This is a genomic window from Pseudomonas sp. IT-P2 (assembly GCF_949767575.1).
Classification (GTDB): Bacteria; Pseudomonadota; Gammaproteobacteria; order Pseudomonadales; family Pseudomonadaceae; genus Aquipseudomonas; species Aquipseudomonas pharyngis.
In genome coordinates this window covers 247,259-261,494 of sequence record NZ_CATKQA010000047.1, presented here as the reverse complement: position 1 = coordinate 261,494, position 14,236 = coordinate 247,259, and the positions used below count along the sequence as shown (strand labels likewise).

The 14,236-nt window shown below is 61.3% G+C and carries 11 protein-coding genes; 4 read left to right on the top strand and 7 right to left on the bottom strand.

The window, feature by feature from the left end:
• Positions 1-207: 207 nt before the first annotated feature.
• The 3 genes from clpB to rluD all read right to left on the bottom strand — a co-directional run bounded on the left by clpB (position 208) and on the right by rluD (position 4,584).
• On the bottom strand, positions 208-2,772 hold the full coding sequence (gene clpB / locus ACM6JM_RS27030) for an ATP-dependent chaperone ClpB (protein WP_039771676.1): 2,565 nt from the start codon (positions 2,770-2,772) through the stop codon (positions 208-210).
• Positions 2,773-2,902: 130 nt separating this feature from the next.
• Positions 2,903-3,625 (bottom strand): peptidoglycan editing factor PgeF, encoded by a 723-nt coding sequence (pgeF, locus tag ACM6JM_RS27025; protein WP_103385452.1) that lies wholly within the window; start codon positions 3,623-3,625, stop codon positions 2,903-2,905.
• Positions 3,622-4,584, bottom strand: coding sequence for a 23S rRNA pseudouridine(1911/1915/1917) synthase RluD (rluD, locus tag ACM6JM_RS27020; protein WP_011335991.1), 963 nt, complete (start codon positions 4,582-4,584; stop codon positions 3,622-3,624). Before rluD ends, pgeF begins: the two co-directional genes overlap by 4 nt.
• 152 nt (positions 4,585-4,736) lie before the next feature.
• Between rluD and ACM6JM_RS27015 the strand changes: the two genes are divergently transcribed.
• From ACM6JM_RS27015 to ACM6JM_RS27000, 4 genes are all read left to right on the top strand, one after another.
• Complete coding sequence (locus tag ACM6JM_RS27015) at positions 4,737-5,753, top strand: outer membrane protein assembly factor BamD (protein WP_007959566.1); 1,017 nt, start codon at positions 4,737-4,739, stop codon at positions 5,751-5,753.
• Between the two features lie 125 nt (positions 5,754-5,878).
• Positions 5,879-6,112: a PP0621 family protein gene (locus ACM6JM_RS27010; RefSeq protein WP_039771683.1), complete on the top strand. Its 234-nt coding sequence runs from the start codon at positions 5,879-5,881 to the stop codon at positions 6,110-6,112.
• Positions 6,102-7,691 carry a sensor histidine kinase gene (locus tag ACM6JM_RS27005; RefSeq protein WP_414882784.1) on the top strand — a complete coding sequence of 530 codons (1,590 nt, stop codon included), beginning with the start codon at positions 6,102-6,104 and terminating at the stop codon, positions 7,689-7,691. The genes ACM6JM_RS27010 and ACM6JM_RS27005 overlap by 11 nt, the downstream gene beginning before the upstream one ends.
• Positions 7,688-9,034 carry a sigma-54-dependent transcriptional regulator gene (locus ACM6JM_RS27000; protein ID WP_414882774.1) on the top strand — a complete coding sequence of 449 codons (1,347 nt, stop codon included), beginning with the start codon at positions 7,688-7,690 and terminating at the stop codon, positions 9,032-9,034. Before ACM6JM_RS27005 ends, ACM6JM_RS27000 begins: the two co-directional genes overlap by 4 nt.
• 59 nt (positions 9,035-9,093) lie before the next feature.
• Here ACM6JM_RS27000 and thiO read toward each other — a convergent pair whose 3' ends face one another.
• Genes thiO through ACM6JM_RS26980 form a run of 4 tightly spaced genes read right to left on the bottom strand, consistent with a single transcriptional unit; the run spans position 9,094 to position 14,227 of the window.
• A complete protein-coding gene (gene thiO / locus ACM6JM_RS26995; protein ID WP_414882773.1) occupies positions 9,094-10,194 on the bottom strand; it encodes a glycine oxidase ThiO in 1,101 nt (366 codons plus the stop codon).
• Between the two features lie 57 nt (positions 10,195-10,251).
• Complete coding sequence (locus ACM6JM_RS26990; RefSeq protein WP_039771691.1) at positions 10,252-10,653, bottom strand: type IV pilin protein; 402 nt, start codon at positions 10,651-10,653, stop codon at positions 10,252-10,254.
• A gap of 15 nt (positions 10,654-10,668) precedes the next feature.
• Positions 10,669-13,761 carry a pilus assembly protein gene (locus ACM6JM_RS26985; protein ID WP_414882772.1) on the bottom strand — a complete coding sequence of 1,031 codons (3,093 nt, stop codon included), beginning with the start codon at positions 13,759-13,761 and terminating at the stop codon, positions 10,669-10,671.
• Positions 13,748-14,227, bottom strand: coding sequence for a PilX N-terminal domain-containing pilus assembly protein (locus ACM6JM_RS26980; RefSeq protein WP_074691482.1), 480 nt, complete (start codon positions 14,225-14,227; stop codon positions 13,748-13,750). The genes ACM6JM_RS26985 and ACM6JM_RS26980 overlap by 14 nt, the downstream gene beginning before the upstream one ends.
• Between the last annotated feature and the right edge of the window lie 9 nt (positions 14,228-14,236).

Below are 14,236 nucleotides of genomic sequence, written 5' to 3'. Positions count from 1 at the left end.
ACAACCTAGAACACCTCTGTCAACCCCCTAAATTGCTTTCAAGTTAATGATTTGCAACTTATTTCAGATTTCTGCCCAGTGAGCTGAAACCCTGTTGGTGACTGACTGCGGGGCGCACTTTACAAGCCTTTTCCTTTGAGTTCAACAGCCTGGCGAAAAAAAAGGCCTCGCATTGCGAGGCCTTGATGACGACACCACCGTCGGGCGTCAGTTGAACGTGATCTCGTCGTTCTCCACGACGCCGGTCGCGGTCTCGCCTGGCAGGAAACGTCCCGACAGAATCAACTGTGCCAGCGGGTTCTCGATCCAGCGCTGGATCGCCCGCTTCAGCGGCCGTGCGCCATAGACCGGGTCGTAGCCGACGGCAATCAGCTTGTCCATCGCTTCCGGGCTCAGTTCCAGCTTCAGCTCGCGCTCGGCCAGACGGCTGCGCAGACGACCCAGCTGGATCTCGGTAATGCCGGCGATCTGATCCCGCGCCAATGGCTCGAAGATCACCACTTCGTCGACCCGGTTGATGAACTCCGGACGGAAGTGGGTGGAAATCGCATCCAACACCGCTGCCCGTTGTGCTTCACGATCACCGACCAGTTCCTGGATCTGCATCGAACCGAGGTTGGAGGTCATGACGATCACGGTATTGCGGAAGTCCACCGTGCGGCCATGACTGTCGGTCAGACGGCCATCCTCCAGCACTTGCAGCAGGATGTTGAACACGTCCGGGTGCGCCTTCTCGACTTCGTCCAGCAGGATCACCGAGTAAGGCTTGCGCCGTACCGCTTCGGTCAGGTAACCGCCCTCTTCATAGCCGACGTAGCCCGGTGGTGCACCAATCAGCCGCGCCACGGAATGTTTCTCCATGAACTCGGACATGTCGATCCGCACCATCGCCTCTTCAGTGTCGAAGAGGAACTCGGCCAGCGCCTTGCACAGCTCGGTTTTACCGACCCCGGTCGGGCCGAGGAACATGAACGAGCCGCTCGGGCGATTCGGGTCGGACAACCCGGCACGGGAACGCCGCACCGCGTTGGCCACTGCAACCACCGCTTCGTCCTGGCCGATCACGCGTTGATGCAACAGGCTTTCCATCTTCATCAGCTTGTCGCGCTCGCCTTCGAGCATTTTCGACACCGGAATACCGGTCCACTTCGAAACGACTTCGGCGATTTCCTCTTCGGTCACCTTGCTGCGCAGCAACTGGTTTTCGCTTTTGCCATGCTGGTCGACCATTTGCAGGCTGCGTTCCAGATCCGGGATCACCCCGTACTGCAACTCGGCCATGCGGTTCAGATCGCCTTTACGGCGCGCGGCTTCCAGCTCCTGACGGGACTGTTCGATCTTCTGCTGAATCTGCGCAGAGCCCTGCACCTCGGCTTTTTCCGAGTTCCAGATTTCTTCCAGATCGGAGTACTCACGCTCGTGGCGATCGATTTCTTCCTGGAGTTTCTCCAGACGTTTCTTCGCCGCGTCGTCGCTTTCTTTCTTCAGCGCTTGGGATTCTACTTTCAGTTGAATCAGTCGCCGCTCAAGACGATCCAGCACTTCCGGCTTGGAGTCGATCTCCATGCGGATGCGGCTGGCCGCCTCGTCGATCAGATCGATCGCCTTGTCCGGCAGCTGTCGGTCAGTGATGTAACGATGGCTGAGCTTGGCTGCCGCGATGATCGCGCCGTCGGTGATCGCCACCTTGTGGTGAACCTCGTAACGCTCCTTGAGGCCACGCAGGATCGCGATGGTGTCTTCTTCGCTCGGCTCGTCCACCAGCACTTTCTGGAAGCGCCGCTCGAGGGCCGCGTCCTTCTCTATATATTGGCGGTACTCGTTGAGCGTGGTCGCGCCGACGCAATGCAGCTCACCACGGGCCAGGGCCGGTTTAAGCATGTTGCCGGCGTCCATCGAGCCTTCGCCCTTGCCGGCGCCGACCATGGTGTGCAGTTCGTCGATGAACAGAATGATCTGCCCTTCCTGCTTCGACAGCTCGTTGAGCAGCGCTTTCAGGCGCTCTTCGAACTCGCCGCGATACTTGGCGCCGGCAATCAGCGCGCCCATATCGAGAGACAGCAGGCGTTTGCCACGCAGGCCATCCGGCACTTCGCCGTTGATGATGCGCTGGGCCAGCCCTTCGGCAATCGCGGTTTTACCCACGCCAGGTTCGCCGATCAGCACCGGGTTGTTCTTGGTGCGGCGTTGCAAGACCTGAATGGTGCGACGGATTTCATCGTCACGGCCGATCACCGGGTCAAGCTTGCCTTCTTCGGCGCGCTTGGTCAGGTCGACGGTGTACTTATCCAGTGCCTGACGCGACTCTTCGTGGTTGGCGTCATTGACCGCCTCGCCACCGCGCAGGTTGTTGATCGCATTCTCCAGCGCTTTCTTGCTCACGCCTTGGCCGAGCAGCAACTTGCCGAGCTTGCTGTTCTCGTCCATCGCGGCGAGCAGCACCAGCTCGCTGGAAATGAACTGGTCGCCCTTCTGCTGGGCCAGACGGTCGGCCTGATTGAGCAGACGCGCCAGATCCTGCGACATGTTGACGTCGCCGGTCGGGTTCTGGATTTTCGGTAATTGATCGAGCTCTTTGGTCAGCTCTTTACGCAAGCTGTTGACGTCGAAGCCCACCTGCATCAACAGGGGTTTGATCGAACCACCCTGTTGTTCAAGCATGGCTTGCATCAGATGCGCCGGCTCGATGGCTGGATGATCGTGGCCGACGGCCAAAGATTGGGCATCGGACAACGCCAACTGCAATTTGCTGGTTAAACGGTCTATACGCATGGGTCACCTTCCTTTTGAGCAGGCCGGACCTAAAAAACCATCCTGAATAAAGAAACCTGCCAGATACCGCTATAGATGCGGTCGATTCTGGAAGATTCAAGCGTCAGGGAGTTGATGCAGATCAGAGAGTTTAGCGGGTAAGCCAGACTAAAGAGGCGAAGCGACCAGTGCGAGGCGCACGGCGATAGGAAAAGAAGCGCGGATCGGTCACTGTACAGAAACCGCCACCATAAACAGCGGTGACACCGCGGACTGCCAGACGCAGCCGCGCCAGCTTATAGATGTCAGCCATGAACTTGCCGGCGTTGTGGCTCGGGACAAAGGCTGTCTCGGCTTCGGGCAATTGATTGATGAAGACTTCCCGGACTTCGGGACCGACTTCAAAGGCTTGCGGGCCGATGGCCGGACCGAGCCAGACCAGAACGTCTTCGGCAGGCACATCCAGACTGTCGAGGGTGGCTTCCAGCACGCCGGCTGCCAATCCACGCCAACCGGCATGAGCCGCCGCCACGCGAGTACCGGCACGGTCGCAGAACAGCGCCGGCAGGCAATCGGCAGTCATTGCTGCACACGCGATACCGGGCGTTGCCGTCCAGCTGGCATCCGCCGTGGCCACCACGGACGGATCCGCATGCGCCACGGCAATCCCGTGCACTTGCTGCAACCAGGCAGGCTTTATAGAGAAGTGTTCGGTCAGGCGCCGACGGTTTTCGGCGACGGCCTCCGGGCGGTCATCGACATGATCGCCCAGGTTGAGGCTGTCGAACGGCGCCTCGCTGACGCCGCCCTCGCGGGTGGTGACACAGGCCTTGACGCTGGCCGGCGCGGGCCAGTCCGGCGTCAGCCAGTTCATCCGACGAATGCCTCGCGATCCTGCTTGAGCAGGGTCAGCAGCCACACCAGATCTTCCGGCAGCGGCGATTCCCAGCTCATGCGCTCACCGGTGGTCGGGTGATCCAGCTCAAGGAACCGCGCGTGCAGGGCCTGACGCGGGAAGTGCTTGAGGGATTCGACCATGGTCTGGCTCGCGGCCGGCGGAATGCGGAAACGACCGCCGTACGCCGGGTCGCCGACCAACGGGAAGTTGATGTGCGCCATGTGCACGCGAATCTGGTGGGTACGACCGGTTTCCAGCTTCACCCGTACGTGGGTGTGGGAACGGAAGCGCTCCAGCACGCGGTAGTGGCTGACGGCCGGCTTGCCGCCTTCCATCACCGCCATGCGCTGACGCTGCTGGCCGTGGCGGCCGATCGGGGCGTTGATCTTGCCGCCGGCGGTCACCACGCCGATCACGATGCACTCGTAGATCCGGCTGACGCTGCGGCTTTGCAGCTGCGCGACCAGTTTGGTCTGCGCCTGAATGGTCTTGGCCACCACCATCAGACCGGTGGTGTCCTTGTCGAGACGATGCACGATACCGGCGCGCGGGACATTGATGATGTCCGGCACGTGGTGCAGCAAGGCGTTGAGCAAGGTGCCATCAGCGTGACCGGCAGCCGGGTGAACCACCAGGCCCGCAGGCTTGTTGATCACCAGAATGTCGTCGTCTTCATAGACGATGTCGAGTTCGATGTCCTGAGCGACCCATTCACCCTGGGCCTCCTGCTCGGCAGTGAGCTCAAGAATGGCACCGCCATGAACGATGTCGCGCGGGCGGATGACCGCCCCGTCCACAGTCAGGCGACCTTCTTTGATCCAGGCGGAAAGGCGCGAGCGCGAGTGCTCGGCGAAGAGTTGGGCGGCGACTTGATCGAGGCGTTGGCCGCCCAATTCGGACGGCACCTCTGCGCGAAGTTCAATTTTATCGGACATGCTCGGACTGGGCGTCGGCTACAGCCTTTGGTTTCGGCTGCGCGCTTGTGGTTAAATACGGCGTCTTTTGCCCCGGGGCTTTTCAACGGGGCGCTCATCATAACAGGACGGCCCCGCCCAAGACAGCGGCCGTCATAGGGACGCAAGCCGCCATGCAAGTGAAACACCTGCTGCTGATCGCCATCCTCGCATTGACCGCTGCTTGCTCATCGAAGGAAGTCGTAGACGAAAACCTGAGTGAAGCCGAGCTGTACCAGCAGGCTCAACAGGACCTGGACAACAACAGCTACACCAGCGCCACAGCCAAGCTGAAGGCTCTGGAGTCGCGTTATCCGTTCGGTCGTTATGCCGATCAGGCGCAGCTGGAACTGATCTATGCCAACTACAAGAACGCCGAGCCGGAAGCTGCAAAATCCGCTGCCGAGCGTTTCATTCGTCTGCACCCGCAGCACCCGAACGTCGATTACGCCTACTACCTCAAGGGCCTGACCTCGTTCGACCAGGACGTCGGCCTGCTGGCGCGCTTCCTGCCGCTGGACATGACCAAGCGTGACCCGGGTGCCGCCCGCGACTCCTACAATGAGTTCGCCCAACTGACCAGCCGCTACCCGAACAGCCGCTACGCGCCGGACGCCAAGCAGCGCATGATCTACCTGCGCAACCTGCTGGCTGCCTACGAAATCCACGTGGCCGACTACTACCTGACCCGTCAGGCCTATGTCGCCGCTGCCAACCGTGGTCGTTATGTAGTGGAAAACTTCCAGGAAACCCCATCGGTCGGTGACGGCCTGGCGGTGATGACCGAAGCCTACCAGCGCCTGCATCTGGACGAACTGGCGGCCACCAGTCTGGAAACCCTGAAGCTCAACTACCCGAACCACCCGAGCCTGCAGGACGGTCAGTTCGTGCCTCGCGTTGCCGAAGCCGACAACCGTTCGTTCCTGAGCAAGGCCACCCTGGGTCTGATCGAATCCCGTCCACCGCTGCCACCGGGAGAGACCCGCGCCAACCAGGACGTGCAGAAGCAGTTCCAGGACGCGAAAGACGCGATCCCGAACGAGCTCAAGCCGAAAGACGAAAACGGCGACGTGATCGAAGAGCCGGAACCGGAGTCGAGCGACAGCGACCGTTCCATCTTCAGCTACATGACCTTCGGTCTGTTCGACTGATCACTTCGGTGATGCCAAAAAGGGAGATCTTCGGATCTCCCTTTTTATTGCGGCGTGTGATTGGGCTGTGCGCCTGTCGGGTCCTTGGCTAAACTGCCGAATCATTAGCCGAAAAGCCGCACATCATGCTTCGTTTACTGTTCTGGATTGCCTTGATCGCCGCTGCTGTGTGGTTGTGGCGCAAATTCAAGGCCCCCGCCTCGTCCACCCGATCGCCTCGCGAACAGGATGCCGCGCCGATGGTGCGCTGCGCCCATTGCGGCGTGCACCTGCCCCGCGACCGCGCGCTGAACCTTCAACAACAGTGGTATTGCAGCCAGGCTCACCTTGAGCAAGGCCCCGGTTCCAGTGATCGCTGAGGCTGACAACGCCGACAGCAAACAGGCCCAGCGACTGCTGCGTCTCTATCATCTGTACCGTTTAAGTGTCGGCATCACCCTGGTGTTGCTGATCTCCAGCAACATGGACAACCGCCTGCTGACCTCGGCCAACGACGAGTTGCTGCGCAATGGCAGCTGGTTGTACCTGGTGCTGAACATCCTGCTGGTAGTATTCCTCGAAAATATCCGCCGCCCGGCCCAGTTGTTCGCTCTGGCACTGGTCGACATTCTGCTGCTGTGCGGCGTGTTCTACGCAGCGGGCGGTGTGGCCAGTGCGATTGGCAACTTGCTGATCGTTTCGGTGGCCATCAGCAACACCTTGCTGCGACGACGTATCGGCTTGCTGATCGCCGCCATCGCCACCCTGGGCATTGTCGGGCTCAGCTTTCTGCTGAGTTTCAGCCATTCCCTGAGCGCCAACGACTATCTGCAGGCCGGCACCCTCGGCGCCTTGTGCTTCGCCGCCTCGCTGCTGGTGCAGGGATTGATGCGCCGTCTCGAAGTCAGCGAGAACCTGGCCGAGCTGCGCGCCAGCGAAGTGGTGGGGCTCGAAGCCCTCAACGCGCTGATCCTGCAACGCATGCGCACCGGCATTCTGGTTCTCGACGAACAGCGCCGGGTGCAACTGGCCAACCACAGCGCGAGGACCTTGCTGGGCCAAACGCACCTTGAAGGCGACCTGATCGACGAGCACTCGAGCGCATTGGTCGAACGCCTGCAACTGTGGCTGAACAACCCGACCCTGCGCCCGCAAAGCCTGAAAATCGCCGGCAATGGCCTGGAGCTGCAGCCGAGCTTCATCGCCCTGGAACAGAGTCCGAACCGCCAGACCCTGGTGTTTCTCGAAGACCTCGCCCAGATCGCCCAGCAGGCCCAGCAATTGAAACTGGCCGCGCTGGGCCGGCTGACCGCCGGTATCGCCCATGAAATCCGCAATCCGCTGGGGGCCATCAGTCATGCCGCGCAGCTGTTGCAGGAATCCGAGGAACTCGACGGCGCGGATCGGCGTCTGACGCAGATCATTCAAGACCACTCCCAGCGCATGAACCGAGTCATCGAAAACGTCCTGCAACTGTCCCGCCGCCAGCAGAGCGCACCGCAACGGCTCGACCTCAAACCGTGGCTGGAGCAGTTCGTCGACGAGAGCCGCGAACAGGCCGGCGAGCGCCAGCACATTCATCTGCACATCGGCCCGGGGGATTTTCGCACCCTGATGGATCCGGGCCAGCTCACACAGATTCTCGACAATCTGTTACGCAATGGTTGGCGCCACAGTGCCCTGTTGCACGATCCGGCCGAGGTCTGGCTGACGCTGTCCATCGACCCCGAGAGCACGCTGGCCGTGCTCGAAGTGCAAGACAACGGCCCCGGCGTGCCGCTCGATCAACAGGCTCACCTGTTCGAACCGTTCTTTACCACCAGCAGCCAGGGCACCGGCCTTGGGCTTTATCTGTCCCGTGAGCTGTGCGAAAGCAATCAAGCGCGCCTAGACTTCAAATCACGCCAAGGCGGCGGCTGCTTTCGCATCACCTTTGCTCACGGACGGAAACAAAGTTGAACACGAGCCCACGGCAAAAAATCCTCATCGTCGACGACGAGCCGGATATCCGCGAACTCCTGGAAATCACCCTGGGACGGATGAAACTCGACACCTTCAGCGCACGCAATCTCAATGAAGCCCAGGCGCTGCTGCGCCGCGAGAGCTTCGATCTGTGCCTGACCGACATGCGCCTGCCCGACGGCACCGGCCTGGAACTGGTGCAGCACATTCAGCAACGTTATCCCCAACTGCCGGTGGCGATGATCACCGCCTATGGCAGCCTGGAAACGGCGATCAATGCCCTCAAGGCCGGGGCTTTCGACTTCCTGACCAAACCGGTGGACCTGACGCGCCTGCGCGAGCTGGTCGGCTCGGCGCTGCGCATGCCGGCGCCGGGCAATGTCTGCACCTCGATCGACCGGCGGTTGCTCGGCGACTCACCACCGATGCGCAATCTGCGCAAACAGATCGACAAACTGGCCCGCAGCCAGGCACCGGTGTACATCAGCGGCGAGTCCGGCAGTGGCAAGGAGCTGGTGGCCCGATTGATTCATGAGCAGGGCCCGCGCGCCAGCCAGCCGTTCGTGCCGGTGAACTGCGGGGCGATTCCTTCAGAGTTGATGGAGAGCGAGTTCTTCGGCCACCGCAAAGGCAGTTTCAGCGGTGCAGTGGAGGATAAACCAGGACTGTTTCAGGCGGCCCATGGCGGCACACTGTTTCTCGATGAAGTGGCGGATCTGCCGCTGCCGATGCAGGTCAAGCTGCTGCGGGCGATCCAGGAAAAAGCCGTGCGCAGCGTCGGCGGGCAACAGGAAACCGTGGTCGATGTGCGCATCCTCTGCGCGACGCACAAGGACCTCGACGCGGAAGTGGCTGCCGAGCGCTTTCGTCAGGATCTGTATTACCGGTTGAACGTGATCGAACTGCGTGTGCCGTCCCTGCGCGAACGTCGTGAGGACATCGAAGCACTGGCCGGCCACATGCTCAAACGCCTGGCCAATGGCACCGGGCAACCGGCGGCACGCCTTCATCCCCATGCCCTCGAGGCACTGAAAAACTACCGCTTCCCGGGCAACGTGCGGGAGCTGGAGAACGTGCTCGAGCGGGCGCACACCCTGTGTGAAAACCGCACGATCGAGGCAGAGGATTTACGTCTGAGTGAAGGAAACGGCACTGCTGAAGGCGGCATTGCCGATCTCACGCAGATCGACAACCTGGAAGACTATCTGGAAAGCGTCGAGCGCAAACTGATTTTGCAGGCGCTGGAAGAAACCCGCTGGAATCGCACGGCGGCAGCGCAGCGGTTGAGTCTGTCGTTTCGCTCGATGCGCTACAGGCTGAAGAAACTGGGTCTGGATTAACGCCTCTTTCGCGGGCTTGCCCGCGAAAGCGATTTGTCAGTCACCGAAAGAAAAACTGACTAGATCCGTCCGGCCGGTGCATATGGCGCCGGATCAATGATCGGCGCGCGCCCCAGCATCACATCGGCAAACAACTGACAGGACGCCGGCGCCAGCACCAGCCCATTGCGGTAATGCCCGCAGTTCAGCCACAGACCGTCAAACCCCGGAACCCGGCCAATGTAAGGGATGCCCTCGGGCGAACCCGGTCGCAGCCCGGCCCAGTGCCCCACCACTTCGGCATCGGCCAGCGCCGGCAGCAACTCGACTGCCGAGGCCTTGAGGCTTTCCAGTGCGTTGTCCGTCGGGGTCTTGTCGAAGCCTTCGTGTTCCAGCGTACTGCCGATCAGAATTTGCCCGTCACGGCGCGGAATCGCGTAGCGCCCCTTGGCCAGCACCATGCTCGGCAGGAAATCCGCCGCGCACTTGTAGAGAATCATCTGGCCCTTGACCGGTTCCACCGGCAGCGACAGGTCCAGGGTCTTGAGCAGTTCGCCGCTCCACGCACCTGCGGTGAGAACGACCTGATCACCGGTGATCACACCAGTGGAGGTCTGCACGCCCACCACCCGCTCGCCATCACGGACAAACCCGCTGACTTCACACTGCTCATGGATCGTCACGTTCGGCAGCGCCTGCAACGCCGCTTTCAAAGACTTCACCAGCCGCGGATTGCGCACGTTGGCCACATCGGCCATGTAGATCGCCCGGGAAAAACCACCACCGAGCACCGGCACCGCATCATGCGCCGCGGAGATATCCACAGCCCGCAACGGACGGTTCTCCCGCGCGGCCCACGCCAGCGCTTCGGCTTCGTCATCCAGATCCAGCCAGTACAGGCCGGTGGTGTGTACTTCGGGATCGACCCCGGTATCGGCAGACAGACGCTCGCCCAGCTGTGGATAAAAATCCTGGGACCAGTGCGCCAGCGCGGTGACGGCCGGGCTGTAGCGCCACGGGTACAGTGGAGAGACGATACCGCCGCCGGCCCAGGACGATTCCTGGCCGACGTTCGAACGATCCAGCAGCACCACGCTGCCGACCTCGGAGGCGAGGTTGTACGCCGTAAGCAGGCCAATCACCCCGCCACCGACAATCACCACTTGCTGTTGCCTGGTCATGTTTGATCCAACCGTAAAAAAGACAGTGGGCGCAAATGGCGCCCGAAATAAAGCGGCTCAGCGGCCCCAGCAATCCTTGGTGGTCAGCCCGGTGGTCGCGTTGTTCATGCTTCTGACACCGGTGTTGGTGAGGGTGAAATCCCCGCACTTGTCAGTGGCCATGGCCGTGCCGGTCTTGCGGGTCGCGGTCAGCAGGAAGGTCTGATCGGTGATCGTCGGCGTGATGGTGTAGAAATCGTTGCCGGTGCTCAACCCGGTGACACCGGTGTAGACGTTGTTCTTCGAATAGAAGCGTTCGAGGATCTGTGCCTGTTCCGACAAATTGCTGACTACGTCGGCACGGCGGCCCTTCTTCACGTATTCGGTGAGGCTCGGATAGCCGATGGTGATGACGATACCGATGATCGCAATCACGATCATGATTTCGATCAGGGTGAAACCTCGGTTGGATCTGCGCATGCCTCGAACTCTCGCTTACTGAATTTGCCGCCACATGATACGCCGGCTGCCGCCGCCGGATTTTTCCACCAGGGTGGTGATACCGCCACTGGAATCGTTCACGACCTTGCGTGATGCACCGTTGACGATGGCGTTCAGGGTCGGGATACCGCCGGTGAACACCACGCCGCTGGAAATCGTGTCGTTGCTGTCGACCACGCCATCGGCGTTGGTGTCGAGCACCGCGTAGTTGAGCATCTTACCGCTGAACGCATCGAGTTCGATCAGTTTGCCGGTACCGAAACTGGAACACGGGTCGGTGGTATCGACACTGGCCGTGGTGAACACGATTCGTCCCAGCACCAGACTGGCCTGGTTGATCACCCGTTCGCCGGTCAATGCGTTGTTGTACACCAGCGGCAGGTACCAGCCCTTCTCCGCCGGATACGTCGTGTCGTTCTGGCTGGTGGTGACGAACTGTCCGGTACTGCCGGAGAACACCCCGGTAATCGCCTGCGCCTGCAAACTGCTGACCGTGATCTGGCCCGACCCGCCATCGGCATCCCACACCGAATAGAACGCCTGCAAATCCTTGTTGGTCTTGTCAGCGGCTTCGTTGAATTTGCCGGTGCCGACGAAAATCTGTTTGCCACCCAGAGCGTTGTCCGCCAGCAACGGTTGCGCGGTGATCGGCTGAGTCGCCCCGCCGGCCGTGGTGAACAACGGCTTGCCGGAAAACGCTACGCCCCAGCTGTCGGAGGACGTGGCGCTCAGGTCGAATTTCCACAACCGCCCCTTCAAGTCACCGCCATATGCGGCCTGCACCACATTCTGCGAATTGACCCGCAGCTTCACCGAGGATAAACCGTTGGTAGTTTCCGTACCGTCGATGACAATTTTTCTGATCAGCGAACCATCGCGCACATCCAGCACATACAGCGCCGCCACGCCGGAGTTGCTGCCGTAACCATTGGCAATGAACGCCGCCCAGCGACCATCGGCCAAGCGTGCCACCTCCGGGCGGGCATAGGCGTAACCCAGATCATTAAAAGCGTTTGAAGTACTGGCGGTCGTCGGCGCGCTGACCTCCCACAAGGCACGGATGACGTTGCCTGCCGAGGCGTCGAACAGCTGGAGTCCGTAGAACGTCTTGCCCCCGGCCCCCGTCCCGCCGATGGCCAGGGTTTTCCACGCCGTGCCGAATTGCGCGTCGAACACACCGATCTGACCATCCACCAGAAACTTGTGGCTGACGCCATTGACGTAGTTCGGATCGGCAATCAGGCGCAGCGAGGGCAATACGCTGGACGGCATGTAGGCATAGCGTCGGGTACCGTTGGCCGAGTTGATGACGCTGACAAAACCGTCGTTGGCGTTCACCACCAGGCTGGCATTCATGTTCGAAGCCTTGGTGGTCAGGTAGGTGCTGTAGGTGGTGTCACCGGCCAGATCGGAGGCGGTTTTTTCCGTGGGCGAGGCCAGCACCAGCGGCGAGTTGATGATGTCCCCGAACAATACGCTGCGCACTTTGAGCCCGGCCTTGTTGGTGCCCTTGCTCCACTCGACCAGATCGATGCCGCTGATGCCGGTGGGCAAACCCTGGCTGAGAACGGTCTGCTGGGCCGGGGAGAAGTTGCCGTAAGCCAACGTCACCGCCGCGTTGTTCAGGGAGTTCCACGACTGGTAGGTCGGCGCAGTGGCACCGGGCACGATGGCCGTATCGGTGGTCCACAGCACCGCCGAAGTATTGACCGCCCCGGCCGAGTTGAACCCAAAGGACTTGATCGTGCCGCGCCAGTCCTTGGGGTCATAACTGGTCTGGAAATAACTGGTGCCGCTCGCCAGCGTGGTGCCACTGGCCACGCCGCTGCCGCCGGAACCGGCCTTGGAGGTGATGTCGCTCAACGCCGAAGACAGCGCGGCATTCAGGCCGGCGCTGTCGGTCGCCTGGTAGTAGCGGCCCTGTCCGTAATCGGCGGCATCCGAGAGCATGTCGTTGGAAGCGGTGAAACCCACGGTGTAGGTGTTCATGTTCTGCCTGGGGAAATCCACCGCGTTCCAGCTCTTGCCCGCTGCATCGGTGCCGGTGGAACGCATGTCGATGTCGAAGGCGAACTTGGCGATATCGTCCAGGTACAGCGTATCGCCCTCCCCGTCCCCGTTGAGGTTGTTCCCGTCATTGTTGATGCCGTCCCAGTTCGGCAGGCGGCTGCCGCCCAGCGGGTCGTTGCTCGGAAAGGTGCGGTCGTAGGTCGGCAAACCGTCGGTGATGACCACGCCGTAGTTTTTCTGGCAGCGATACTGGATCGGGCTGGTGTAAGTGCTCGGCGTGGTGTTGTAGTACGGCGCCATCCCGCGCATATAGCGGGTGATCTCGTAGTAGGTTTCGGCCAATGGAGTGTTGGCCACCGCGCTCAGTCCGTTGATCGAGGAAATCAGTGCGTTGTAGTTGGTGTCGGCCTGGGCCTGGGTCACGCTGCCGCTGACCGGTGACAGGTCGCTGATGGAGCGGGCAATGAAACCGCCGTTGCCAGGGTTGTTGCTGGTGGCCGGATTGAAGGTGGCCAGGCCCATGCGCAGGTTGCGGTTGCTGGTGACCAGTGCGGTGGAAACGTTGCGCGCTACGTTGATCCGGTAATCGTTGGGAATTGCCCCGGTGGTGAAGTCGCGTGTGCCGTTGTTGATCGCCAGACTCACCACATAGGAAATGTAATCCGCCGAATAGCGAGTGTTGCCGCTGCCCACCGGATCCGGCAGCTTCAGGCAGAGCGGCGTCAGGCTGTTGTTGTAGAACGCATAGGCACCGCCGGAGCAGCCGGAGGTTGGCAGGCTCGAGAGAAAGATCGTATCGCCGGTAATGGCAGTTGAGCTCAGGCACAGGCCGATGACCGCGTTGCACTGGCGGGCCGGCGTGCGATCCACGGTCGGATCGAACCCTGCTGCATAGATGATGCTGTTCATGCTGCCCGAGTCGTCGATCATCAACATCACGTTCGGTGGCACGGCGGCCGCGCTTAACAGTGGCGAATCGGACGGCGTGAAAGCATACGCCGGTGCCGCCAGATAGAGCCCGGTCAACACGCCGAGCAGCAGCGACAACCATTTGAAGCGGCGCTCAGTACTTCGCATAGACACTCTCCACCACACTGCGCGAAGTGCCGGCGATGCCGATGGCCGTGACCCGGTACAACGTCGCCGAGGTGTTGCTCGGTACGTTCACCGCCGTCAGGGTCGTACCGATATTCTGCACCCCGTAGAACCCGCTGCCGGCGGCGATCCAGGTGACCCCCGACGTGGAATTGAACCCGGCCGCGCTGACCACCGAGGACTCCGCCGGCGGCGCGCATTGGGTAGGGCTGGCGCACACCGCCAGCGCGTAGCCATCCAGTTGCACCGCACTTTCGCCGATGCGCAGCGCGGCCTCGGCAGTCTGGAACGATTGATTGCGCAAACTCACGCTGCCGGCCATTTTTTCCTGCAGGTTGGCGCTTTGCATCGATGACAGGCCGATCAGCGTCAGGAGCAGCAGAAATACCAGGCTGACCAGCAACACCATGCCGCCCTGGGACCGTCGCCGATGGAGAGAAACGTTCATCGCTCGCCC

Excerpts from the sequence above, each read along its gene's own strand:
- ACM6JM_RS27010 (WP_039771683.1), top strand. The coding sequence starts at position 5,879 with ATGCTTCGTTTACTGTTCTGGATTGCCTTGATCGCCGCTGCTGTGTGG.
- clpB (WP_039771676.1), bottom strand. The coding sequence starts at position 2,772 with ATGCGTATAGACCGTTTAACCAGCAAATTGCAGTTGGCGTTGTCCGAT.
- ACM6JM_RS26985 (WP_414882772.1), bottom strand. The coding sequence starts at position 13,761 with ATGCGAAGTACTGAGCGCCGCTTCAAATGGTTGTCGCTGCTGCTCGGC.
- ACM6JM_RS26980 (WP_074691482.1), bottom strand. The coding sequence starts at position 14,227 with ATGAACGTTTCTCTCCATCGGCGACGGTCCCAGGGCGGCATGGTGTTG.
- thiO (WP_414882773.1), bottom strand. The coding sequence starts at position 10,194 with ATGACCAGGCAACAGCAAGTGGTGATTGTCGGTGGCGGGGTGATTGGC.
- pgeF (WP_103385452.1), bottom strand. The coding sequence starts at position 3,625 with ATGAACTGGCTGACGCCGGACTGGCCCGCGCCGGCCAGCGTCAAGGCC.
- rluD (WP_011335991.1), bottom strand. The coding sequence starts at position 4,584 with ATGTCCGATAAAATTGAACTTCGCGCAGAGGTGCCGTCCGAATTGGGC.
- ACM6JM_RS26990 (WP_039771691.1), bottom strand. The coding sequence starts at position 10,653 with ATGCGCAGATCCAACCGAGGTTTCACCCTGATCGAAATCATGATCGTG.
- ACM6JM_RS27015 (WP_007959566.1), top strand. The coding sequence starts at position 4,737 with ATGCAAGTGAAACACCTGCTGCTGATCGCCATCCTCGCATTGACCGCT.